At 41.0% G+C, this 24,072-nt stretch carries 20 protein-coding genes; 5 read left to right on the plus strand and 15 right to left on the minus strand.

All coding sequences use genetic code 11. The features are described 5' to 3' along the window. Nucleotides 1-2 precede the first annotated feature (2 nt). Nucleotides 3-782, plus strand: a complete 780-nt coding sequence (locus tag EEL30_04700) for a hypothetical protein (GenBank protein QDX91731.1) — start codon at nt 3-5, stop codon at nt 780-782. A 93-nt stretch (nt 783-875) separates the two neighbouring features. Here EEL30_04700 and EEL30_04705 read toward each other — a convergent pair whose 3' ends face one another. Both EEL30_04705 and EEL30_04710 read right to left on the minus strand, forming a co-directional pair. Next, nucleotides 876-2,546: a glutamine--tRNA ligase/YqeY domain fusion protein gene (locus EEL30_04705; GenBank protein ID QDX91732.1), complete on the minus strand. Its 1,671-nt coding sequence runs from the start codon at nt 2,544-2,546 to the stop codon at nt 876-878. Nucleotides 2,547-2,723: 177 nt separating this feature from the next. Continuing rightward, nucleotides 2,724-3,524, minus strand: a complete 801-nt coding sequence (locus tag EEL30_04710; GenBank protein ID QDX91733.1) for a TatD family deoxyribonuclease — start codon at nt 3,522-3,524, stop codon at nt 2,724-2,726. Nucleotides 3,525-3,762: 238 nt separating this feature from the next. Here EEL30_04710 and EEL30_04715 point away from each other — a divergent pair, with 238 nt between their 5' ends. Continuing rightward, nucleotides 3,763-5,193, plus strand: coding sequence for an alanine:cation symporter family protein (locus tag EEL30_04715; GenBank protein QDX91734.1), 1,431 nt, complete (start codon nt 3,763-3,765; stop codon nt 5,191-5,193). 73 nt (nt 5,194-5,266) lie between these two features. Here EEL30_04715 and rihC read toward each other — a convergent pair whose 3' ends face one another. The 3 genes from rihC to EEL30_04730 all read right to left on the minus strand — a co-directional run bounded on the left by rihC (nt 5,267) and on the right by EEL30_04730 (nt 8,385). Beyond that, nucleotides 5,267-6,190, minus strand: coding sequence for a ribonucleoside hydrolase RihC (gene rihC / locus EEL30_04720; GenBank protein QDX91735.1), 924 nt, complete (start codon nt 6,188-6,190; stop codon nt 5,267-5,269). Between the two features lie 325 nt (nt 6,191-6,515). Then, on the minus strand, nt 6,516-6,884 hold the full coding sequence (locus EEL30_04725) for an FMN-binding protein (protein ID QDX91736.1): 369 nt from the start codon (nt 6,882-6,884) through the stop codon (nt 6,516-6,518). A 34-nt stretch (nt 6,885-6,918) separates the two neighbouring features. Next, the gene (locus EEL30_04730; GenBank protein ID QDX91737.1) at nt 6,919-8,385 is read right to left on the minus strand and encodes a flavocytochrome c; all 1,467 of its coding nucleotides are present in this window, start codon (nt 8,383-8,385) and stop codon (nt 6,919-6,921) included. Between the two features lie 480 nt (nt 8,386-8,865). Here EEL30_04730 and EEL30_04735 point away from each other — a divergent pair, with 480 nt between their 5' ends. Then, complete coding sequence (locus EEL30_04735) at nt 8,866-10,194, plus strand: NADH oxidase (protein QDX91738.1); 1,329 nt, start codon at nt 8,866-8,868, stop codon at nt 10,192-10,194. Between the two features lie 120 nt (nt 10,195-10,314). Here EEL30_04735 and EEL30_04740 read toward each other — a convergent pair whose 3' ends face one another. The 10 genes from EEL30_04740 to EEL30_04785 all read right to left on the minus strand — a co-directional run bounded on the left by EEL30_04740 (nt 10,315) and on the right by EEL30_04785 (nt 20,057). After that, a complete protein-coding gene (locus EEL30_04740; GenBank protein ID QDX91739.1) occupies nt 10,315-11,265 on the minus strand; it encodes an aminopeptidase in 951 nt (316 codons plus the stop codon). Between the two features lie 130 nt (nt 11,266-11,395). Continuing rightward, a complete protein-coding gene (locus tag EEL30_04745) occupies nt 11,396-11,935 on the minus strand; it encodes a flavin reductase family protein (GenBank protein QDX95671.1) in 540 nt (179 codons plus the stop codon). A gap of 149 nt (nt 11,936-12,084) precedes the next feature. Further along, nucleotides 12,085-13,509, minus strand: a complete 1,425-nt coding sequence (locus EEL30_04750; GenBank protein ID QDX91740.1) for an amino acid permease — start codon at nt 13,507-13,509, stop codon at nt 12,085-12,087. Between the two features lie 278 nt (nt 13,510-13,787). Further along, a complete protein-coding gene (locus EEL30_04755; protein QDX91741.1) occupies nt 13,788-14,513 on the minus strand; it encodes a glycerophosphodiester phosphodiesterase in 726 nt (241 codons plus the stop codon). A gap of 9 nt (nt 14,514-14,522) precedes the next feature. Further along, nucleotides 14,523-15,839 carry an ABC transporter substrate-binding protein gene (locus EEL30_04760; GenBank protein ID QDX91742.1) on the minus strand — a complete coding sequence of 439 codons (1,317 nt, stop codon included), beginning with the start codon at nt 15,837-15,839 and terminating at the stop codon, nt 14,523-14,525. 28 nt (nt 15,840-15,867) lie between these two features. Beyond that, nucleotides 15,868-16,695 carry a carbohydrate ABC transporter permease gene (locus EEL30_04765; GenBank protein QDX91743.1) on the minus strand — a complete coding sequence of 276 codons (828 nt, stop codon included), beginning with the start codon at nt 16,693-16,695 and terminating at the stop codon, nt 15,868-15,870. 15 nt (nt 16,696-16,710) lie between these two features. Next, entirely contained in the window at nt 16,711-17,661 is a 951-nt protein-coding gene (locus EEL30_04770; GenBank protein QDX91744.1) for a sugar ABC transporter permease, read from the minus strand. Further along, on the minus strand, nt 17,662-18,750 hold the full coding sequence (locus tag EEL30_04775; protein ID QDX91745.1) for an ABC transporter ATP-binding protein: 1,089 nt from the start codon (nt 18,748-18,750) through the stop codon (nt 17,662-17,664). Nucleotide 18,751: 1 nt separating this feature from the next. Next, on the minus strand, nt 18,752-19,480 hold the full coding sequence (locus tag EEL30_04780) for an HAD family hydrolase (protein QDX91746.1): 729 nt from the start codon (nt 19,478-19,480) through the stop codon (nt 18,752-18,754). Further along, nucleotides 19,452-20,057, minus strand: a complete 606-nt coding sequence (locus tag EEL30_04785; protein ID QDX91747.1) for a glycerol-3-phosphate responsive antiterminator — start codon at nt 20,055-20,057, stop codon at nt 19,452-19,454. The genes EEL30_04780 and EEL30_04785 overlap by 29 nt, the downstream gene beginning before the upstream one ends. Nucleotides 20,058-20,554: 497 nt before the next feature. Here EEL30_04785 and EEL30_04790 point away from each other — a divergent pair, with 497 nt between their 5' ends. Together EEL30_04790 and EEL30_04795 are read left to right on the plus strand one after the other, a co-directional pair. Continuing rightward, complete coding sequence (locus tag EEL30_04790; protein ID QDX91748.1) at nt 20,555-22,627, plus strand: HAMP domain-containing protein; 2,073 nt, start codon at nt 20,555-20,557, stop codon at nt 22,625-22,627. A gap of 108 nt (nt 22,628-22,735) precedes the next feature. Beyond that, entirely contained in the window at nt 22,736-24,046 is a 1,311-nt protein-coding gene (locus tag EEL30_04795) for a haloacid dehalogenase-like hydrolase (protein QDX91749.1), read from the plus strand. Nucleotides 24,047-24,072: the final 26 nt, after the last annotated feature.

Below are 24,072 nucleotides of genomic sequence, written 5' to 3' on the forward strand. Positions count from 1 at the left end.
CGATGAAATTTGTACATCTCATTCAAAATGAAATGATGAAAATTAATGCTAAAAAACAAACTGTGCTGTTCTTCTCCTTACTAGCAGTTCTTGTTTTATTAGCAGGGCTTGTAGGTAAACTTTATGCGACAGACCTGACTAATGGGATTGGTTATGCTGGATTCTCCATCTTTATGCACATAGGTCTTAGCTTTTTAATTACCTTATTTGGACTTGTAGTAGGCGCTCAAATTTTGACCGATGAATATAAAGAAGGTACCATTAAGCAACTATTGATTCGCCCTAGCAGCCGTACAACGATTTTACTGTCCAAATATGTAACAGTTCTTATCATGTTGGTTGCTGCCACTTTATTTTTGCTTTTGTTTAGTAGCTTAGTTGGATTGATCTTTTTTGGAACAAAATCAATGGCCGATCTAGATTTCAATACGCTACTACAAGGGTATATCTATAGCATACCAGCTTTGTTATTTTTAGCTACACTATCATTTTTCACTGCTACTATATTCAAGACAAATGCACTTGCGATTAGTGTAGCCATTATTGCTAACTTTTCTGGCTCAATAGCTAGTATGTTTACCAAGAAGTACGTCTGGGGTAAATTTGTGATTTTCAATCATCTGGATTTAAATGCTTACTCCCATAATCCATTGATCTCACGTTTAGCTACACCTGCTTATCCAGAATTGGGCATTTGGTTCTCATTGATGATTATCATCATCTATATCGCGCTGATGGTTTTCTTATCCATTCTGATTTTCAAAAAGCGGGACGTACAATAAACTGACCATAAAAAAATACGATATGCAAAAAGCTGGTTCTTCGCAATGAAGAACCAGCTTTTTTTATGATTACGTGAATCAGACTGAACCTGATTATTTTTTCGTTGGGTCAAATGAGCTTTTTAGCGAAACAATTAAGTTAAACACCAATTTCTCTGCGGTCGTATGCTTCGGATCAACATTGAAGTAGCCATGGCGGAAGAATTGGAATTTATCTTGTGGCTTAGCTTCTGTCATGTTTGGCTCTACAAATCCTTGCAGGATCTCTAGAGAAGAAGGATTCATATAATCAAGGAATGTTTTCCCCTCTTCTTCTTCCACATCTAAAATCAATGGCTCATATAGACGGAACTCAGCAGAAACAGCATGCGTTGCATCTACCCAATGAAGCGTCCCTTTTACCTTACGTCCTGTAAAACCAGAACCACTCTTTGTTTCAGGATCATAAGTGCAATGAAGCTCTACTACATTGCCATCCTCGTCCTTGATTACCTCGTTACACTTAATGAAATAAGCATGTTTAAGACGGACTTCATTTCCCGGGAATAGACGGAAATATTTACTTGGCGGGTTTTCCATGAAGTCATCTTGCTCCACATAAATCTCGCGCGTGAATGGAATCATACGAGAACCCATCTCTGGATTTTCTGGGTTAATTTCAGCTTCAAGCCACTCCACTTGTCCTTCTGGATAGTTGGTGATTACCACTTTAAGCGGTTTTACCACTCCCATTGTACGTGGTGCTTTCAGCTTCAAATCTTCACGAATAAAATGATCAAGCATTTTGGAATCGACTACGCTATAGCTACGGGCAACACCGATTTCTCTAGCAAAAGTACGAATCGATTCCGGTGTAAAACCTCTACGACGCAATCCCGAGATGGTAGGCATACGCGGATCATCCCATCCATCTACAATGTTTTCATCAACGAGTTGCTTCAATTTACGCTTACTCATAACCGTTTGCGTCAAATTCAAGCGTGCAAACTCGTATTGGTGTGGTACATGCTTCATCTCAGTCTCAGCAACCACCCAGTCATACAGAGGTCGATGATCTTCAAACTCAAGAGTACAGATAGAGTGCGTAACACCTTCAATTGCATCTTCCAATGGATGAGCATAGTCATACATCGGATAAATGCACCAAGTATCACCCGTGTTATGGTGAGTAGAGTGCGAGATACGGTAAAGAACCGGGTCACGCATATTCATGTTCGGAGAAGTCATATCAATCTTGGCACGTAGTACCTTTTCTCCATCTGCAAATTCACCCTTGCGCATCCGCTCAAACAATTCCAAGTTCTCTTCTACCGTACGATTGCGAAACGGGCTTTCTTTTCCTGTTTGCGTTAACGTACCACGATATTCTCGCATTTGCTCCGCAGACAAATCACACACATATGCTTTGCCCTTTTTAATAAGTAGTACAGCACGCTCATACATTTCCTCAAAATAATTAGAAGCAAAAAACAGCTCATCCCAATCAAAACCGAGCCACTTTACATCTTCCTTGATAGATTCTACGTATTCCTGTTCTTCTTTTGTAGGATTCGTGTCATCAAAACGTAAAAATGCTTTTCCTTTAAACTCTTTAGCCAATTCAAAGTTTAAGCAAATAGATTTGGCATGTCCTATATGCAAGTAGCCGTTTGGTTCTGGAGGAAACCGCGTCACGATCTCATCTACTTTTTTTGTTTCAAGATCATCAATAATAATGTTGCGAATGAAATTTGATGATGCCGAAGTGTTTTCCACTAAAATCAACCTTTCTCCACCAAGTTAACGTGTACCTTGTACCATCTCTGTAAGTAAAATAATACAGTTTACTACTTTTTAGTTCAACCTACCATCGCTTTTCAACTGATCTTTTTTAGTTTAGCCGTAAATACGCAAAAACTACACCTGCTTCTGACCAAATGATATGACAGAAACAAGAATATCTTAAACACCGTAAAATCGTTTTGTATTATGATAAAGAATCGAAGCCGTTTCCTCAATTGATAGACCCTTCATGCTGGCAATAACCGCACAGCTCTCTTTCATCATAGAGGGATGGGTGATTTGTCCTGTAAAAGGACCCTCAAACGGCCAAGGCCCATCTGTCTCCACCATCATTTGTTCAAGAGGATATTGTCGAACCAATTGCTGTATCTCTGGTTCATATACAACATCAGGTGTAACAGAAATATAGTAGCCATTCCTACTCATTCTCCGTGTAGTTTCCTCGCTACCTTTAAACCAATGAAAGTGGGCTTTCGTCACGTTATATTGTTCCAGCAGATCACAAGCTATCTCAGCATCTTCATAAACGGCATGAAGTATAATCGGCTTTTGATAAAGATCTGCTATCTGCACAAAACGCTCAAGCAATTGAATATATGGTTTTTGAGAAAAAGCTTGTCCATTATTCTTAGCCTCTAATTGAGTATAGTAAGGAAGGCCTACCTCTCCAATCGCTACCATCTCAGTTTGGTGTTGGTTTATCCAATCAAACAATTGCTGACACTCTGCTTCAGACGGCAATTTCTGTTCAGGGTGGAAACCATATGCTACTTTAACTTGTTCAGGATACCTCTGTAACCACTCTTGATTGACAAGAGAGGATGCCAAATTCATAGAAACGGCAATCACCCTTTTAATCCCACATGACTGACACTCATCCATGATCTGTTGGGCATCAGCAGGATTATACAAATCCAAGTGGATATGAGCATCAATCATAGGTAAGGAACAGTTCAGCATGAGAAACCCTCCTTTTGTATCGGCTATTTGATCTTCTTTATTGTAGCAATTTTTTACACTAAAGCAGAAAAGTCTACTGGCAAAAGCCCTATAACATCAGTTTTTTTATGCTTTTATAAAAAATTCACAATGTTTCACAAAAGTAAATAATCAGCTATTACTAATTTTATTTACGTATATGTATGTTAAAATAGATAAAATATGTTACTTAGGTTATGGAGAAAGGAGGCTCTTTCATTTGACATCACTAGAAAGAGTACTATCTGTTAGCAATGATTTCCTATGGACTTACATTCTCATTTTCATTCTCATTGCAGTCGGGATTTATTTTACGTTTCAAACGAGATTCGTGCAGATTCGCCTACTTGGGGAAATGTTTAGACTGCTCGGTGAAGGTGTTAATCGTAATTCTCGAGAGAAAAAAGGAGTTTCCTCTTTCCAAGCCTTTTGTATTAGTGCGGCCTCGCGTGTAGGTACGGGGAATTTGGCAGGGGTCGCTATTGCCATCGCAGTCGGTGGACCTGGAGCCGTCTTTTGGATGTGGGCGTTGGCTACGATCGGGGCAGCTTCAAGTTTTGTAGAGTGTACACTTGCACAGATTTATAAGGTGCATGATAAGCACGGTTATAGAGGTGGACCGGCTTATTACATGGAGAAAGCATTAAATAAGCGGTGGATGGGTATTACCTTCGCGGTTCTAATTACTCTTTGCTTCGGATTTGTCTTTAATGCGGTACAAGCTAACACCATTACAGCAGCGATGCACACTGCCTTCGGGGTAGATAAACTGATGATGGGTATCATTCTGAGTATCCTCACTGGTCTTGTTGTATTTGGCGGTGTAAAACGCGTTGCAGCTATCTCTAAATGGATTGTGCCGATCATGGCAATCGTTTATATTGTGATTGCTTTATTTGTAATGCTTATGAACTATCAACAGATTCCTGCTGTCTTCCTGAGCATTGTAAGTCACGCATTCGGTTTGCAGGAGGCATTTGGTGGCGGTATTGGGATTGCCCTTAGCATGGGGATCAAGCGTGGACTATTCTCCAATGAAGCTGGGATGGGTAGCGCACCTAATGCGGCAGCTGCAGCTGATATTACGCATCCTGTTAAACAAGGCTTGATACAAACGTTGGGTGTTTACGTAGATACGTTGTTGGTATGTAGTGCGACTGCTTTTATTATTCTTACATCAGGCATTTACGTAGATAGTGGTATGGGTGGAATAGAATTGACACAAGCGGCACTAAGCTCTCAACTCGGCTCTTGGGCTGTTTACTTTATTGCCGTAATTATATTCTTCTTTGCCTATAGTTCCATTATCGGTAACTACTACTATGGTGAGACTAACATTGATTTTATTCGTAGTGAATCGCACACATGGATGCTTGTTTATCGACTTTGCGTCATCGGTATGGTGATGTTTGGCTCTCTAGCAAAAAATGATTTCGTTTGGACATTAGCTGATTTATTTATGGGTATGATGGCTCTTCTTAACCTGTTTGCTATTTTCCTACTTGGAAAATATGCATATGCTGCGCTAACTGATTATGTACAGCAGCGAAAAGCAGGGAGAGATCCTGTCTTTTATGCGGATTCCATTCCGGGTCTGGTAAACGCAGAATGCTGGGAGCGAGATCCAAATAAAGTAAAAGAAGTCTCTTAACAGCAAAAATTGACAACGCACGTATATAAACACACCGAAGAGGACACTACCAGCCAGTAGTGTCCTCTTCTAATTACACATGGGCTTTTGCAAACAATTCCATAAACCACTGACGGAATTCTTCTACCCGAATCTCCAAGCATACTTTCGTATTCGCTTGTTTTTGATAGTAACCACCTAGATCAACGATAGTCGCTCCAGCAGAATAACTGCCATTTGTTTCAACGTCTACGAAGCATTCCCTTGTGACAAAAAGCTCAGGCTTTACTACATAAGCAATGGCGCATAGATCATGCATATGTAAACCAGTCGTTAAGCTACCACCACGGTAATGTTGAAATAAACCATAGAGCATTTCTCCTGTTCGATTCATTTCTTTCATAGCTTCTACATTTTCCTTAGTCAAGGTAGCTAAACTTGTTACGTCTAAGCCGCACATCGTAATATCTAACCCTGATTGTAAAACGATTTTAGCCGCTTCAGGGTCAACAAACATATTAAATTCCGCCGCAGGAGAGTGATTACCGCGAGAGGCTGACCCACCCATTAGCACAATCCGTTTGATATTTTGCTTGCATTCGGGATAAACAGATAATAGTAGGGCAATGTTGGTTAAAGGCCCAATTGGAACTAGCGTAATTGCTTCTTCACTGTTCAATATAGTGTTACGCATTGCCTCAATAGCATGAACACCCAGTGGCTCCTTCTTTGGATGAGGAAATTCATACCCATCTAGCCCAGAGTTGCCATGGATATGACTAGAGTCCTCTAGCGTCCGTAATAAGGGCTTGATTGCACCCTTAGCAACGGGTACATCACTATGAAAGAATTCGAGGAGCTTTAACGCATTATTGGTAGTTTTATCGCACGACACATTGCCAGCAACAGTGGTGATTAATTTCACATTTATTTGTTCATGAAATAGAGCCGCTGCGATTGCAACTGCGTCGTCTATTCCTGGATCGGTATCAATGATAATGTGGTGAGTTTGTTCCATCTCGATTATCCCTTCTTCCTATCTTCTGCATAACCGTTTACACCTATCATTGTAAAGAGGGTCTAGCTAGGTGTCAATTGAGAGGCATACCTTTCAAGCTGTATACGAGTCCACGATTTTTTATTTTGCATAGATAAAAGCCGCTCCCTCAGGAACGGCTTACAGACCTCTGTATTCTTCGTCAGAGCTTTTACTCCAAAAAAGCTCTGCTTGTGTAACGTAATTCTATGATACTCCGAACAGATAAGACGATTTGCGCTGATAACTCTACTGGTTCATACATCTACTGGTCGATTCATTCTTTTATCTGTAGGTACTACTGTTATTATTTCTTTGCCTTTTCCAGAGCTTGATCTACAGCTTCTTTTACTGCATTACTAGATTTAGATGCGCCAGAGATAGCCTCTACGCCTTCCGTGCTTTGTTTTTCAATGATTTCAGGGATCGTATTCTCCATAACCGCTTCAATCAAGTTTTGTGTTTCTTCGTGCTCTACAATCTTAATGGCATCAATTTTGCCCGATTTCACTTCTACAGCTACTTTAATATCGCTACTAGCACCACGAGCGACACCGTCGTACGTGCCATCTTTAAATGCACCAGTATCAGTGTTTGTAGAGTCTGCTGCTCCACAACCAGCTAGCATCAGCGCCGCCATTGCTAGCGTGGCTACTAGATAGATTAGTTTTTTCATAATCGTTCTCTCCTCAATTTTCTCGCTTACAAGATTACTTCGCGGCCTTTGCGGCGTTTTGTCCCGCAATGCGACCAAATGTGACAATATCAGCCATAGCGTTACCACCTAGACGGTTACCACCATGAACGCCACCTGTAACTTCACCCGCTGCATACAAGCCTTTAATCACTTGGCCTTCTTTATTCATAACTTCCGCATTCGTGTTGATTTGTAGACCACCCATAGTGTGATGTACCGCAGGAGTTACTTGAATCGCATATACCTTACCTTGGTTTAATTGGAGAGGCAAATCGTCACGCTGAAATTCCTTATCTTGTTTGGCTGCTACCGCATCATTATATGTTTTCACGCTTTGAGTCATAGCGTCTTTATCTACACCAATTTTACCAGCCAACTCTTCTACAGAATCAGCTTCTGTTACTAACTGCATGTTGAAATATTCTTCTACTGCTTTCAGACCTTTTCTAAGACCCTCATCAAAGAACAGGTATGCTACGCCATCTTTTTGGTCCAAAATACCTTTAGACACTACGTCACGAGTCAATAACTCATTGATGAAGCGCTTACCGTCTGTATTGATTAAAATAGCACCATTACCGCGAACAGCTTCTGTTACCATAACACCTTTTTCAGGAACCACAGTTGGGTGTGTTTGGATTTCAGCCATATCAACTAGGTTCGCCCCCACGCCTTCACCTAATTTAATACCTTCACCCAATGCTCCTGGATGGTTCGTTGTAGCAAAGCCTTTTAGTTCTGGTTTGTAAGAAATGACCATGTCCTGGTTAGCCGAAAAACCACCTGTAGCCAAGATTACTGCCTTTGCATTGATCGTGTAAGCTTTCCCGTCTTTATTCTCAGCTTTAACACCAGTAACCTTGCCTTCTTGATCCTTCAAAATTTCTACCGCTTTATTTTTTAAACGAACATCAACGTTCTTCTCTTTCACTTTATCTTTTAGAGTAGACACAACATTGGAGCCTACAGCTGCTCCACCTGTGGGACGATGAATACGACTTACGCTAGCTCCAGCTGCACGGCCAACGTCAGACAAATCAGCTCCCATTGACTCTAACCAAACGACAGAATCTTTTGCTTGTGTAGTCAGAACTTTTACAAGCTCAGGGTTATTTTTATTGTATCCACCCTTCATTGCATCTTGGTAAAACAGCTCTTGGCTGTCTTCAATTCCTTTTTTCTTTTGTGCTTCCGTCCCTGCAGCATTTAATCCAGCAGTAGCGCGAGTCGTGTTACCACCAACCATCGGCATTTTCTCTAGTACGATTACTTTGGCACCAGCATCTGTTGCTTCTACCGCAGCAGATAGACCAGCTCCACCTGCACCAATTACCACGATATCTGTATTTTCATCTTGAGGAGTTGCTGCCTCGGTTGTAGCCTTTCCTTCTGTCGTGCTCGGAGTTGTTGAACTTCCACATCCAGACAGTACAGGAACTGCCAAGAATGCAGCCATCATAAGAGACATCCACTTCTTCATGTTGAATCCTCCCTTTTTTCTACCTTACTTGATAAATGGATATTCATTACCTCTTTACTTTTCTCTTGTATATGAAAGCGATAACGTTATCCTTCGATGGTAGTATAAACAGTAGAGCCCTTAATGTATGTGAATAATTTCACACTACATTTTTTTTTATCACTCGTTAATCCTTCTTTACTCACTTTTGCTAAGTATAGGATTTATCTGTAAGAAAAAGGAAATTTCTTATTCTGTATCCAGAAATGTTCACTATTGCTTTTATTCCTATATCTGTACGATTTTCCCCACTTGGAGGCATGTCATTTTTGGTGTCAGAAAGCATAGTTTGTGAATGTGATAACATTCACAAAACGTTCACTGTCATCTTTACTAGGTCACCACTATAATAAATCTCGTAAACACTATTGTCACAGTGTTAATTGTACAAAAGAAAAACACCGGTTTGCACATAAATCCTAACTACTTGGAGGGCTCACCATGAAAATTGCTGTTATTGGATGCACACACGCTGGAACCGCTGCTATTGTTACTGCTGCCAAATTATATCCGGATGCTCAGATCACGGTTTATGAGCGAAATGACAATATCTCCTTTCTTTCATGCGGAATAGCTTTGTATGTAGGTGGTGTTGTAAAAGACCCTCAAGGATTGTTCTACTCTTCACCAGCGCAATTAGCTGATCTGGGCGTGGTTACGCATATGCGCCACGATGTTATCTCTGTTGATACTGATCAAAAAACTCTAGTAGTTCGCAATTTAAATACAAATGAAGACGTAACAGATACCTTTGATAAATTGATTGTTACAACTGGTTCATGGCCGATCATGCCTAATTTAGAGGGCATACAACTAGACAACATCGTGTTGTCCAAAAATTTTAATCACTCCAATACTATTATCGAAAAAGCAAAGACTGCTAAAAATGTGGTCGTTGTCGGTGCTGGCTACATTGGTATTGAATTAGTCGAAGCATTTGAGATGAATGGCAAACAAGTGACTCTCATTGATAGTGTTGACCGGATTTTAAACCGTTATCTAGACGAAGAGTTCACCCAAATAACCGAAAAAGAATTGCAAGATCATGGCGTTATACTTGCTCTAGGTCAAACTGTTACCAGATTTGAAGGTATAGACGGTAAAGTTTCAAAGGTCATTACCACCAAAGGCGAATACGAGACTGATCTGGTCATTCTGTGCATCGGTTTCCGTCCAAATACAGGCTTACTTGAAGGGCAAGTTGACATGTTGGGTAATGGAGCCATTATCGTTAATGAATACATGCAAACTAGCAAAGCAGATGTGTACGCTGCTGGTGACAGTTGTGCGATTCACTACAATCCTATCGGGCAACACGCCTATATTCCTCTTGCTACTAATGCCGTACGTATGGGTACATTGGTTGCTAAGAACCTGGTTACTCCTACAATTGCTTATATGGGTACACAAGGGACATCCGGGATTAAAATCTATGAGTATAACATTGCTTCCACTGGATTAACAGAAGGGGCAGCTTCCGATTTAGCTATGAATGTGAAGAGTATCACAATCGAAGACAGCTATCGCCCGGAATTCATGCCAGAACATGAAAAAGTGTTACTAAAAGTAGTCTATGAAAAGACTTCCCGTCGTATCGTTGGAGCCCAAATTATGTCCAAAGCTGATTTGACGCAAGCGATGAATACCTTATCTGTCTGCATTCAAAACCAAATGACAATTGACCAGCTCGCGTTTGTCGATTTCTTCTTTCAACCGCATTACAACAAGCCTTGGAATTTCCTGAATCAGGCTGGATTACAGGCAATGTAGAGCTAAAAACCGAGCAAATTGTTACGTACCGGGTACAGGTAAAGATAGATGTTCAGCAAAAAGAGCGTAAGCCATTACAGCTAACGCTCTTTTTCTCGTGATAGAATAAGCTTTCTACACCTACAAGCCAAGCAATTCCCCGTGTTTCATTACTTGTTTCTCATCCAGATAGAAGTCTGGCTGCATGACAACACAATCGATATGTACCCCTGCCGATATTACTCCACCAAAGGTATTGTTACTTCCGAAAGCGACATGGATTGTGCTGTATACTTTTTCATCCTCCAAGACTACTCCGGTGATACGAGCTTTGTCGTTTGTCCCTACTCCGAACTCTGCTAACAATCGGCCATCTCCATCGCCCAACATCTCCAATAGCTGTTCGCCGCTTGGACCTTCTGCTGAAATAATTCGTCCTTGGTCGAGAGTAAGCAGGACAGGTTCATGTAGTTTACCTATTCCTGCAATTGAACCATCAACTAGGATTTGCCCGGTAGCTGTTCCTTCTAGAGGAGCGATATACGCTTCACCAGAAGGCAGGTTACCTGATTCGCCTGGATTTACATACAAACCGGTGCTTGGAACACCATTTCTCTGTTCGATGGAAAAGCTCAGCGAGTAACCAGCTTTGTCAATTCGCACCTGTTTCGCTTCTGTCAGCATACTAGTTACCACTTCAGTCATTTCTTTTACTTTTACATAATCAGCTGCAATAGCTCCTGCCAGGAACATATCCTCCGTTATTCCAGGCATCGTGGCCACTCTTGCTCCTGCTGCTACCGCATTCTTTCTTGCATGCGTGTGTGTGAGGGAATGCTCCGTAATACCAATGACTACGTCAGCTTTCGTCATAGCGATAGCTACAGATGCAGGAGGCTCTTCCCCTGATTTTGTACGTTCCTGCATAACCATAAGCATGGTTTGGGCTCCTAGACTTTTTCCTGCCTTATAAAGAGCCTCCGCGAGCTTTTTCTTTTGGTCATCCGTTACAAGTAAGAGCGTTTCACCAGCTTTTACTCCCAAAGAGCTTTGTAGCACACTTTTACTAATTTCTACGATAGATTGTTGCATATGGACCACCTTTCTACTAACACCTCAGAAATTTTATCTACACATTCCGAAATATACTTTACCATGTTCATCTGACACAGGCACACGCCTCACTTACACATTTCAAGTGGAAGAACGGCTTTTCCTCCCACTAGCAATGAACAATCTCCCCCATATAACAATAATAAGGGTCACCCTCTATCACATGTTCCTGCTTTACTTCCGCAGATAGGACAGGAGCAGTAATCTCTTGGGCTACAATCAGCTTGCATTCATAGTAACGCTCACAATTTCCAATCACAGGTGTTGTAATAACTTGTGCCTCTACAAGAGTTAATTGGCAAGCAGAGATTTTGTCCACAGTACGACCTGATTGCATCCCACAAGCAAAAAGCTTTTCTCCCATATCTTCTGAAAAAGGAATACTGACCGTAAACTCTTGAGAAGCTTGTAAGAGCTGGGTGGTATGTCTGCTTTTACGCACCATAACCGTCAACGTTGGCTTGCCGAATAAAAAACCAATGCTCCCCCAAGCAATTGTCATCGTGTTGATCTCTTCTCCTACCTTTGTTGTCAGAAAAGCCCCTCTCCGATGTAGCCAATCTGTTGCGAGCTCTATTTGCTCCAAAAAAGCTACAGGCTTTTGATTTTCCTGCTTATGATCCTCCATATTCTTCAGCTGTTGATCCACTAGAGACACCCTTTCGATGTTTATCCTCCCCTTCATTGTACTGATATTTTACTAGTATCCCTTCTCTTTTTTTGACAAAAGCTTGTCCTCGCTTGAAAATCAAAAAATCCACCCCGTGTATAAGCACAGGATGGATTCTCTTCTTCTACTTATCTATTATTCGTCAGCTTAGCAATGGATGGTAGGATCAAACCAAGACCTAACAACACGAACGGTGTCACGATATTAAGCGTGATTTGGAAGTACCATTCTTCCGTAAAGGCAGGCACTTTTGGGAACATCCCCATCAAGCAAGCAAAGACCGTGAAGACAAAGCACCATCCACCAATTATCAAACCAAATTTGTTATTTTTCACAAACTGGTATTCAGACGTAAATTTATCAGCCATTTTCATTACAGCAATATATGCTGCGAATACCCACAGATAACGAAGCGGCATAACGACGGAATTCAAGTCTAACAACCAGTTAAACAATGTATTCATATTACCGATTCCCAATGCAGGTACTATGATGAGAATACCTACTAGAATCGCAGTCAAGATATAGCCATTAGTAGGAGTACCCTTGGCATTGGTTTTCAATAGTTTTCTTGGAATGTATTTCTCATCAGCGTCTAATAGCAACACTTTTAATGGCGCATCAATAGAGAATGCCAATGCTGAGATTTGAGCCAATGTATTAGAGATTGCATATAGAATTAAGAACGTGTTACCAATTCCATAGTAATTACCAAGCATCTGGAACGCATAGTATTGACCATTCATTTTTAAGTCAGCAGGAATATGATTTGCATCAAACATAATACCCATAGCATAGGAACCCAATAGGGCACACACTGCAACCATGATGGCCAGAATCAACATCCCTCTAGGGAATTCACGAGTTGGGTTATTAGTGAAGTTGACATAAGGTGCAATCTTCTCCGCCCCACCTACCGCAAAAACTAACATGGATAAGGTAGTAAAGTAAGCAAAATTAAATTCAGGAATAAATGTGCTAACCGTCATGTTAGTTGTTGCCACACTAACACCCGTTAAAGCTGGTGCAGTAACAGCTAGTACAATGTACAACAATGACATCACAAATACTGAGATACCAGCAACTGTCCCAATACGCTTCAAGGAAGAAATACCTTTAGACGCAATCCATACAAAAAATAAGAAGATAGCTAAGCAAGCTATTTGAATCGATAAGGTAGAAAATTCGCTGAGAATTTTACCGCTACCCGTAAATGTCCAACCTAGTGCAATCAAGATCGCTTGTGGTTTTTGTGCTAGATAAGGAATGTGAACAGCCCAATAGGTCCATGCTGCTAGATAAGCAATATTAGCTCCCATTGTTTCCTTAATCCATGTACTAACACCACCCTTGCCATCTTTAAAGGTGGACCCCAATTGTCCTACCATTAAGGCATAAGGAATAAAGTATAAGGCAATAATCAAAACCCAAGACGTAATAACCTGAAGTCCTTGGTTGGCAAAGTTATTAACAACGTTACCAAATCCCCATACTGATACAAATGCCATTAAGGCGATATTATACCAACGGAGTTTTTTTGCATCCGCTCCCATAAAAAGAAATTCTCCTTCCTAAAATAAAAAATATCACAGCTTTTCCCCTTGTAGATTATAAAGGAGGACTCAGTCTATTTGTATAACTAAATAAAAACATTTTTGTCTTTTTATCTATTGTTAATAATTCTAAAATCAAATTATGATGTATAAAGAATATATTTACCAAAAAGCATTAAATTATAAATGTCTATCAAAAAACAAAAAAGAGCAATTACATAAGTTACATGTAACAGCTCTTTTTTGTTATTTTTTTACGCTTGCACTACGCTTATGATTCAGTGTGTTAAAGAAAGCATTCGATCAGGATGGTTTGTACATATACATACATCTGGGTGCCAAGCTCTTATCCGCTCGATCTCACTAGCATCATCAATCGTCCATGCAAAAATTTCGTAGCCTTCTTCTATCATCGTCTGTACAAATTCTTTTGTCAGATAAGGATACGCCATAGAAAGAATAGTTGCCCCGGTTTCTACTAGCTGTTCTCGCAAAAGAACTGGCTTTCCCGCTATAATGAGTCCAGTTTTAATCGAAGGCTGTAACTCTTTGACCCTTTTGATGATCTCATGATCAAAAGACGTTAGGCATACCTGGGAAATCAGTTCATATTTTTCTACCAGCTCCACAACCTTTTCAGCTAGAAGGGGGTATAGGTTTCCTGCTGTCTTTAGCTCTACATTAAGGCGGCATGAATGATGCGAAACAGCTTGAAACAATTCTTCTAAGGCAGGAATCGTTTCATGTGAAAATTCTTCAGCAAACCAGCCTCCTGCACTCCATTCACGCAATTCTTCAAAGGTATGATCTTTGACTAACCCTGACCCGTTTGTAGTACGTTCTAGTGTAAAATCATGAATAAGCACAGGAACCCCATCTTTTGATAGCTGTACATCTACCTCAATCGCTTGAATACCCGGTTCTGCTAAAGCAAGTTTAATAGCTGCCATTGTATTTTCAGGCGCTCTTCCTGACCAACCTCGATGTGCCATGCAGTAGCTCATATGATCTCCCTATTTCTTCAACAATTTTTGGCCTTTTTCCACAGCTTTTAACAGTGCTTCGTCAATGGTAGCCTGACCTAAAATGATGCGCTGAATCTCTGTCATGATCACTTCCTGTAATTCCTTATAACCTGGTACCATTGGACGTGGTTTGCCATATTCTAACTGCTTTACTGCTACTTGGAAATTCGGATCCTGTTCATACACTTTTTTCATTTCAGCTGACTGGATTGCGTCTGATGTGACTGGCATATATCCTGTTTCAGCTGACCATACACTGGTTTGTGGGGTATCGGTTATCCACTTCACGAACTCCCATGCCGCCTTCTTTTCTGCATCAGAGGATTTTTGTAGGATGACCAGGTTGGCTCCACCTGTTGGTACTCCGAAATCCTTATTAGCTGGTAAGAAGGCCGTTCCTACATCAAACTTGGCTTTTTCCCGCATACCCTTCAACTCACCAGTAGTCGTAAAGATCATCCCGACCTGCTGATTTAAGAAGTCCTGCGCGACAACATCCCATGCATTGTACTTTTCACCTGGAGGAGCTTTCATAATGCCTTCTTTTAACATACTCATCCAGAATTCTAATGGCGCTTTACCTGCCTCTGTGTTAATGACTAAGCTCTTGCCATCTTCACTTAAGATTTGTCCTCCGCTCTCAAACACCAGCGCTTCATAGAACCAGATATCAATTGGTGTGGAGAAACCATATATTTTGGTTTTCCCGCCATCCTTTTTGGTTAACTTTTGGGAAAAGCTACGTAATTCATCCCACGTTTTTGGCCCATTAGGATCAAGTCCTTCCTTTTTCAGCAAATCTCGATTAACGTATAGCAAAGGAGTGGAGCGATTAAACGGAATGGCATATAATTTCTCATTCCAATAGGAGTTGCCCATGAGACCAGGATTGTATTTCTTCTCTTCTCCTGCGGCATATGGCCCTAGATCCTCTAATACCTTCGCATCAGCAAAAGCGCCAATGGAAGCAATCTCAACCATAGTAACGTCAGGCTGATTCCCCGCTGTTACTGCTGATAGTACCTTCGTATGATTCTCGTAGTAGCTTCCTTGATAGGAAGGCTTGACTACAATATCCTTATGAGTTCGATTAAACTCTTTCACCAGCTTTTGCACCATTTCCCCGTTGTGACCGCCTACTGCATACCAAAAATCAATCTCGACAGGCTGACTAGGTGCCGTTGCTTCCTGCTTTGGTTGTGTCCCCTGTTCTTTTGTTCCTGTTGCTTGCTGCTGAGCACATCCCGCCAGCATTCCCGACAAACCTACTGTACACATCAGAATAGATAAGCCCCACTTTTTCACGTTCTTGCCCTCCTTGGTTATCACTTTTTTATTTTGATTGGTAGACAAACGCGCTAATAATATGGCGTTGAGCAAAAAAGAAAATCAACAGAATAGGGAACACCAAAACCATATTTCCCGCCATCACCACATTCCATTGGCTACCACCATCCGCCGCTTTGAGCATGGAGATTCCGATAGGCAATGTGCGTACCTCGTTACTATTGGTCATGATGAGCGGCCAGAAGTAATCATTCCAGTGATAGATAAAACTAAACAGTCCAAATGTAACCAGCACATGCTTCGCCATAGGTGCCATGATGGTCCACATGATTTTCCATTCAGATGCATTATCTAGTCGTGCCGCTTCGATTACCTCATCTGGTACCTGCATAAAGGCTTGACGTAATAAAAAGATACCGAAGGCACTCGCTCCATAAGGTAAAATCAGTGACCATAACGTGTTTACTAGCCCCCAATGACTCATCTCCACGTAGATAGGTAGAAAGATGACTTGAGGCGGAATCATTAGAGCAATCAGAGTTAATCCAAACAAGAGGTTCCTTCCCCGAAACCGATACCTTGCAAAAGCATAGGCAGCAGGTACAGCGGTTAAAATCTGAAGAAATAAAACTCCAACCGCTACCAATGTACTGTTTAGTAAATATGTAAAGAATGGACCTGAGCTCCAAGCGATTAAAAAGTTTTGAAACTGCAAAGATTCGGGCCACCAGGTAGGTGGAAATTGAAAGACCTCCGGCAATGTTTTAAAAGCAGTCAACGCCATCCATAGGAAAGGAAAGACAAAGATGAGCGAAACTGCTAGTAACAGCATCCATTCAATCGCTTTAAGCGAAAGGTGTCCGACTTGCTTCACTTGTCATCTCTCCTTCTAGCGGTAGTGAACACGTTTTTCCATAAATAAAAAGTGCAGGAAAGTGACAACTCCGATGAGTCCTAATAGTAAGACAGAGGCCGCAGAGGCAATTCCTCCATTATAAAAATCCATTCCCTGCTCATAGATATAAAAGACCAGCATATTTGTGCTGTTAACAGGCCCTCCTTGCGTCATGATGTAAATGGTGTCGAAAACTTGAAAAGAGGAGATTATGTTAATGACTGTCAGGAAAAACAAGGTCGGTGACAGCATGGGAAGTGTAATCTTTTGTAGCGTGTTCCATTTGCTCGCTTGATCTAACGCGGCAGCTTCATAGAGATCTTTCGGAATACTTTGCAGTCCTGCAATAAAGACTAGCGTGTTATATCCTACTCCTTTCCAAACGCTAACTAGAATAAGCGAAATCATAGCGCTTTTTGTATCACTAAGCCATGAATAAGCAGGTAATCCGATGAATTCCAACAGGGCGTTCAACAAGCCATATTGGGGGTCCATGAGCCACATCCACAGCATAGATACTGACACCAATGAAATGATATGAGGGCTAAAAACAGCAGCTTGCATAATTCCGTAAATCTTAGCTGTTCGATTTAGCCAAAGTGCCAGGAAAAAAGCTAACAATATGCTGATAGACACAGTGCCAAAAGTAAACACAATGGTATTTAAGAAGACTAGGTGAAAATCTGGTTCACTTAGTAGCTCTCGAAAGTTGGCAAAACCTACCCACTCGATAGCATCCAAATTAAGTAGCGACCAATCATGAAAGCTAAGATAAATCATGTAACCGATCGGAAAGAAGAAAAAGAGCGTAAAAAACAACAGAGCAGGAGTAATGTATGCATATGGACGTACATTCTCAAAAAATTTCGTTTTCACCATCCGTTCCCTAGACCAGACCGATGGATTAGGCAACGGTTTGGTTTGTGTTGTAGCCACCTTTTCCATTCACACCAATCCTCCTGCGATTGCTGATTTTTGGTAAGGTAGTTGAGGAGGATTCTTTCGCATTCCTGTTGTTGGGTCAAAGAAATAGAGGTGTTCTGGAAGCACTGATACCATGACTTCTGCTCCTATATGAAAAAGTTGATCCGCCTCCTTCTTGACAATGATTCGCTCCGAATCAGTTTCTATGTAATACAAGACATCAGAACCGAGTATTTCACGTGAAATAATATTGCCTTTACTAGAGAAACCCGAAATAGTCGCCTGTGAGGAATGTTGTTCATGTTGAGCCACTACTTGTTCTGTCTTTATCATTACTTTTTCCGGGCGAAAACCTGCTATCATCCCTGTTCGTTCCCTCTGTTGGCAAATGTTCATGGAAGGTGAACCGATAAACTGCGCAACAAACAGATTCTCTGGTTCATGGTAGAGATTGATAGGAGATGCCACCTGCTTAATTTCCCCCTCGCTCATGACGACAATCTGATCCCCCATCGTCATTGCTTCTACCTGATCATGTGTCACATATACGAATGTCGTACCTAGTTGCTTATGCAAACTAGTTAATTCTACTCGCATCTGGTTCCGCAATTTAGCATCTAGATTAGATAATGGCTCATCCATGAGAAACACCTTTGGTTTTTTGACCATCGCTCTGGCTAATGCCACTCGTTGGCGCTGGCCGCCTGATAGCTGAGCTGGCTTACGATTCAAATAATCCTGTAGTCCCACGATTTCAGCAATCTCCTCTACCAATACCTTGCACTCTTTTTTGGAAACACCACGGTTTCTCAATCCAAAGCCAATGTTGTCAAAGACAGTCATGGTAGGATACAGCGCGTAGTTTTGAAATACCATGGCCAAATCTCGCTTACCTGGTGGCACATCGTTCACCTTCTGATTACCTATCCAGATCTCTCCTTCCGTCACGCTCTCAAGTCCCGCTATCATCCGCAGTGTAGTTGATTTACCGCAGCCGGAAGGACCGACCAGAACCGTAAAAGAGCCCTCAGGAATCACTAAATCCATTCCCTTTACGACCTGTTGATGTTGATAGGATTTCACCACTTGCTTTAGCACAACCTCTGCCACTCTACTCACCCTTTCTTTGTACACTGGTTAGCAATAGTTCATTGACAAACATTTGGAATGTTGAAAATCGATAATCAGGCTTTTCTTGCATTCGCTGACCTACTCCATACCACTCCAATAACACGCTATGCACACCAGCCGCACGAGCAGATAAGAGATCATACTTGCTGTCGCCTATCATCAGCGTCTTTTCAGGCGTAGCACATAAGTCTGCTATCGCCTTCTGTATCGGTTCAGGAGAGGGTTTACCAAGGGCTACATCATCGAGCGTGATCACCGTGTCCATTACGTGTAAGATGCCTCCCATTTCTAAGCCTTGGAGCGCAAACTCACGTTGTTTATTCGTGACAACTGCCAATTGAAACCCTTTTTGTCGAAGAGCCTCTAGCCCTTCTCTCACAAACGGAAATAAATGTACTTGCCTGTTATGATTCTTTTCCATGTAGGCAAAATAATCTTTGCTATATGCTGCTCGATCCCAAAGCTTTAGATTATTTGGCTGTGACTGGTCAAGTCGTGCAACCTTTTGTCCCTGATGTTCATGTATTCTTATTTCTACCGCATCTAAGAATTCTTCCAAAGCTTCTCCAAACCGATCTGTTATTTCTGCTCTCGTAAACAAACTAGGGCAATGCTCCTCTATCGTGTGATAAACCGCGTCTACCACTCCTTCTCTGCTATCAAGCAAGGTTCCATCTAAATCAAATAGAAGAGAGCTGCAATTCTTCATTCCCCATATTCTCCTTCCACAACTGATGATTTCCTAAGGACACTGCAATGGCTCCGTGTTGAAGGGCAGTCACCATCTGTTCACGCTTTGTGATCAAACCACCTGCTATAATCGGCTGTTGAAGGGAGTTTCGATACTCAATGATGTACTCCGGCAACAAGGCAGGCATAATCTCCACTGCATCCGGCTGCGTTTCCTGAATAGAATGAATTCCAGATTTCAAAGAATCGCTATCAACTAAGAACAAACGTTGGATAGTAAGCATTCCATGTTTTTTGGCTAATTTGATCAGCGTGTTACGCGTTGTAACGATTCCTGTCGGCTTCACATTCTCTCCCAAGTAGGCCATGCCTTCCCGGTCGTAGCTAATGCCTCCCATGCGTTCCAGGTGAAGAAAAACCGGAATCTGATGTGATTGAAACAAATCAACATAGCGTTTCATTGTGCCCAAATTCCCGATAGAAAGCACTACAGCGCTGATTGGAGCCTCCAATGCACGTTCCAGGGATTTTGGCTGTTTAATTGATGCAATGATTTTATGCTTTTCTAATCTGGCGTAAAACTCAGATTGGTTCATGTCTTTTATTCGCCTCCTGTTCAAGACAAAAAAACCTCAAATAGAACCTGCCAATACACTTTCTTTTAAAAAGAGTTTTTGGTAATTTCTATCGAGGTTTCTCCCTGACTCCAACCCAATTACTATCTACTTGTTAGTTGTATCTTACCTTTTGTTTTTTAATATGCTGTGTAGGTGTTGTTAAATTTAGAACATCATTTTGTTAAGACTAATTTTTTATGACACCCCAACACCATATACCTTCTAAACATCTTGATAAAATGTATATCTTATTGTGACATTTCCACCTAAAAAATTTCTGATAACCCCCTCCAGTATCTTTGTTTTTAAAATTTTTACACAAATGTAACAATATCTCCACTAATAATTAACATGATTATGCTCTTTCGAAATAATCCTTCATTTTATTCCATAATTACCCGATTAATTAATAGAACAGAAATAAAATGCTGCCTCTACTTCCTTTTATTTAGAAAAAGTTGATAGGGGTTACTCGCATGTGGGAGGGAACGCCTTTGTTTCATACGATAAGAGCCAAGCTAATCATTGCATTTGTTTTATGTATTACGATCCCGATCGCCCTTATTAGTAGCGTTGTTTACTTGGATATGAAAAAACAGATTCACCAGGATTTCTTGGAGGCTAACACTAAGGAAGTAGCCCAAGTGGATAATGGCGTATCTATTTATTTTAATTCCATCCGTGAGAATGTGACCATGCTTGCCAGCTCTGCTCTGTTACAAAAAACAGATGCAACGATCAAGTCATATAAGAATGAATCTGGCACAGTTAAAATAAATGCCATGGCGAATGGCGGTATAGAAGCTGAACTGAGCCAGGAATTTAAACGCTACATTCAGGCCCATCCAAATACTTCATCTTTATTTGTAGCCACTGAGTTTAGCGGATATACACAGTATCCTGCAAAAGATATGAGCCCACATTATGACCCCCGCGAACGTCCTTGGTATAAAGATGCTATGCAAGAACCCGGACAAGCGGTAATCACCGATCCTTATATCTTGTCAGGAACAGATACTATTGCTGTTAGTATCGTTACACAGCTTCGTGATATGAGCGGAAAAGCAGTAGGTGTCCTTGGTATTGATACGAACCTACTAAATTTAACGGAAGTATTAAAAGGAATGAAGATTGGGGAAACCGGTCATGTGATGATGATTTCACCTGATGGTACTGTACTTGCCAATCCTCAATACCCGGAGATGATCTCCAAAAATGTGAAAGACTTAGAAAATAAAACGTTAGCCCAACTAAGTGATATGTCGACAGGTCAACTGGATGTCGTTATGGAAAATCAAAACTTTTTAACGAACGTCTATACCTCACCGAAAACAGGCTGGAAATATATCTCGTTTATTGAACAAAGTGAGCTTAATAGTAGCATCGATCATATCTTCTTCCTGATTCTTATCATGAGCGCAATCTTAGGTGCTATTGCTCTGGTAGCCTCTATTATTCTAGCTGGTAAATTCTCTAGACCAATTACAACCTTAATTGGTCACATGCAAGAAATTGGGGAAGGTAATTTGACCAATGAAGTACCAACTCATTTGCTTCAGCGCAAAGACGAGCTGGGTACCCTGGCTAATTCCCTGCAATCCATGCAATTGTCCATTAAATATCTAATTTCAGAGATTGTATCAGCATCCAAAAAGCTAGTAGCATCCTCAGACCAAGTATCCTCCCATGTGGAGACTAATATTATGGCTATCGACAAGATTGCTGAAAATGTAAAAGAAGTGGCAGGCGGAGCAGATAATCAGCTCATGCGTACAGAGGAAAGTGCCAAAGGAATGGAAGAAATGGCATTGGGTATTCAACGAATTGCTGAATCTACCTCCTCAATTGCGGAATTCTCGCTTGATACGACCCAAGAAGCTGAGAACGGGAATAACACGGTACAGCACGCAGTAAACCAAATGAGCAACATCGGTGTATCTGTAGAGCACTCCCTCTCTGTCGTGAGAATCTTGCAAGATCGTTCTAACGAGATTGTTAAAATTGTAGATATGATTACAGACATCTCTTCCCAGACCAACCTACTTGCTCTTAATGCAAGCATAGAGGCTGCCCGTGCAGGAGAACATGGTAGAGGATTTGCTGTGGTTGCAGATGAGGTAAGGAAGCTTGCAGAACAATCTTCAGAGTCTGCTGGTAAAATCGCTAACCTAATCAATGAAGTACACGGAGAGACAAATCGTGCAATGGAATCTATGAATGATGTAAACCATAGCGTCTCTAACGGTGTTCAAATGGTACAAGATTCAGGTGAAGCCTTCCAACGCATCCTACAACAAATTAAAAATATAACGGAACAAATTCATGATAACTCTGCAATTTCTGAGGAAATGTCTGCTGCCAGTGAAGAGATTGCTTCTTCTGTTGATGAGACAGCACATATCGCTAAGCTTTCTGCTGATTACATGCAAAATGTGTCCGTGTCCTCTGAGTCTCAGGTAACAGCGATGCTAGCTCTTCAAGGATCATCTGAGGAACTACGTCATATCTCTCGAGAATTAATCGGCTTGATTGAACGTTTCCGGGTATAACATTTCACACTCTCTATTTAGTAAGATCCCCACTGCAAATAGTCGGGAATACCCATGATATTCCTGATTGTTTATATGAACAACATACACCATAAAGGAGAGAAAATCATGAAAAAAACTAAAGTAATTCTAAGTGTTGGTTTATCCTTATCACTTATGCTAGGTGCCGCGCCAACATTCGCTGCTCCTCTAGCAACAGCTTCTGCTACACAAATTGCTCAACAGCAATTACCATTGCTTGACCAAGGTAAATGGGCTGAAAAAACTCATGATGCCGTTCAAAAAATGATTGATCAATATGGTGTAAAAAGCCCTAATTACAAAGCAGATAAAAAGCCTTATGCTGTTTTTGACTGGGATAACACCAGCATCATGCACGATACTCAGGAAGCCCTACTTATTTATCAAATCAATCATCTGACTTTCAAATTAACACCAGAAGAATTTGCAAAGGTTTTGGTTATGAACGTTCCAAAGGGTCCGTTTGCTGATCAGTACAAAACTGTAGATGGCAAAGCGATTACAATGGAAAATGTTTCCGCTGATATCATTTCTGACTACAAATTCTTATATGAAAATTATAAAGGCTTCAAAGGTAAAAAATCCTTAGAGGAAGTCACTAAAACTGACCAATTCAACGATTTCCGCGCAAAAATGTACTTCTTATATGATGCAATCAACGGTTCTCACGGTAGCGATGTAGGCTATCCTTGGGTTCTTTACTTCTTAACTAACATGAGCGTTGATGAAATTCAAACACTAGCGGAAACCTCCAATGACTACGGTCTAGGTGATGCCATTCGCAAAATTAACTATACAAGTCCAAAAACGCTTAGTGGAAAAGCTGGCGTAATCAGCGTTACATACACTTCCGGTCTTCGTCTGGCTCCAGAGGTTGCTAACATGATGAATACCTTCCGCTCTAATGGTATCGACGTATACGTTGTGTCTGCATCTATGGAAGAGGTAGTAGAAGTATTTGCTTCAAATCCGAAGTATGGCTATAACATTCCAAAAGAAAACGTAATTGGTATGCAATTGGAGAAGGATGCTAAAGGTGTCGTTCAACCTGTGTACAAAAAAGATTGGTTCAAAACTGTTTATGGTGGAAAAACAGAAGTAATTAAAGCTGAACTTGTGAAAAAACATGGTGGAAATGGTCCTCTATTTGTAGCTGGCGATAGCAATGGCGATTATGAGATGATGACTCAATTCCCTGATACGAAACTAGCTCTAATTCTAAACCGTCTAAAAGATGGCACTATCGGTCAAGCCTCCAAATTAGCGGTAGAAGATATGAAAAAACAAGACCCTAAATTCGTACTACAAGGTCGCGATGAAAACACAGGCATGTGGATTCCTACTGAGTCAACAATTAAAGTAGGTAGCACAAAAGCTGAACTACTTCCAAGCAAGTAATAAATAACGATACGTAAAAGACCGTT

Source organism: Brevibacillus laterosporus (genome assembly GCA_007833815.1).
Classification (GTDB): Bacteria; Bacillota; Bacilli; order Brevibacillales; family Brevibacillaceae; genus Brevibacillus_B; species Brevibacillus_B laterosporus_D.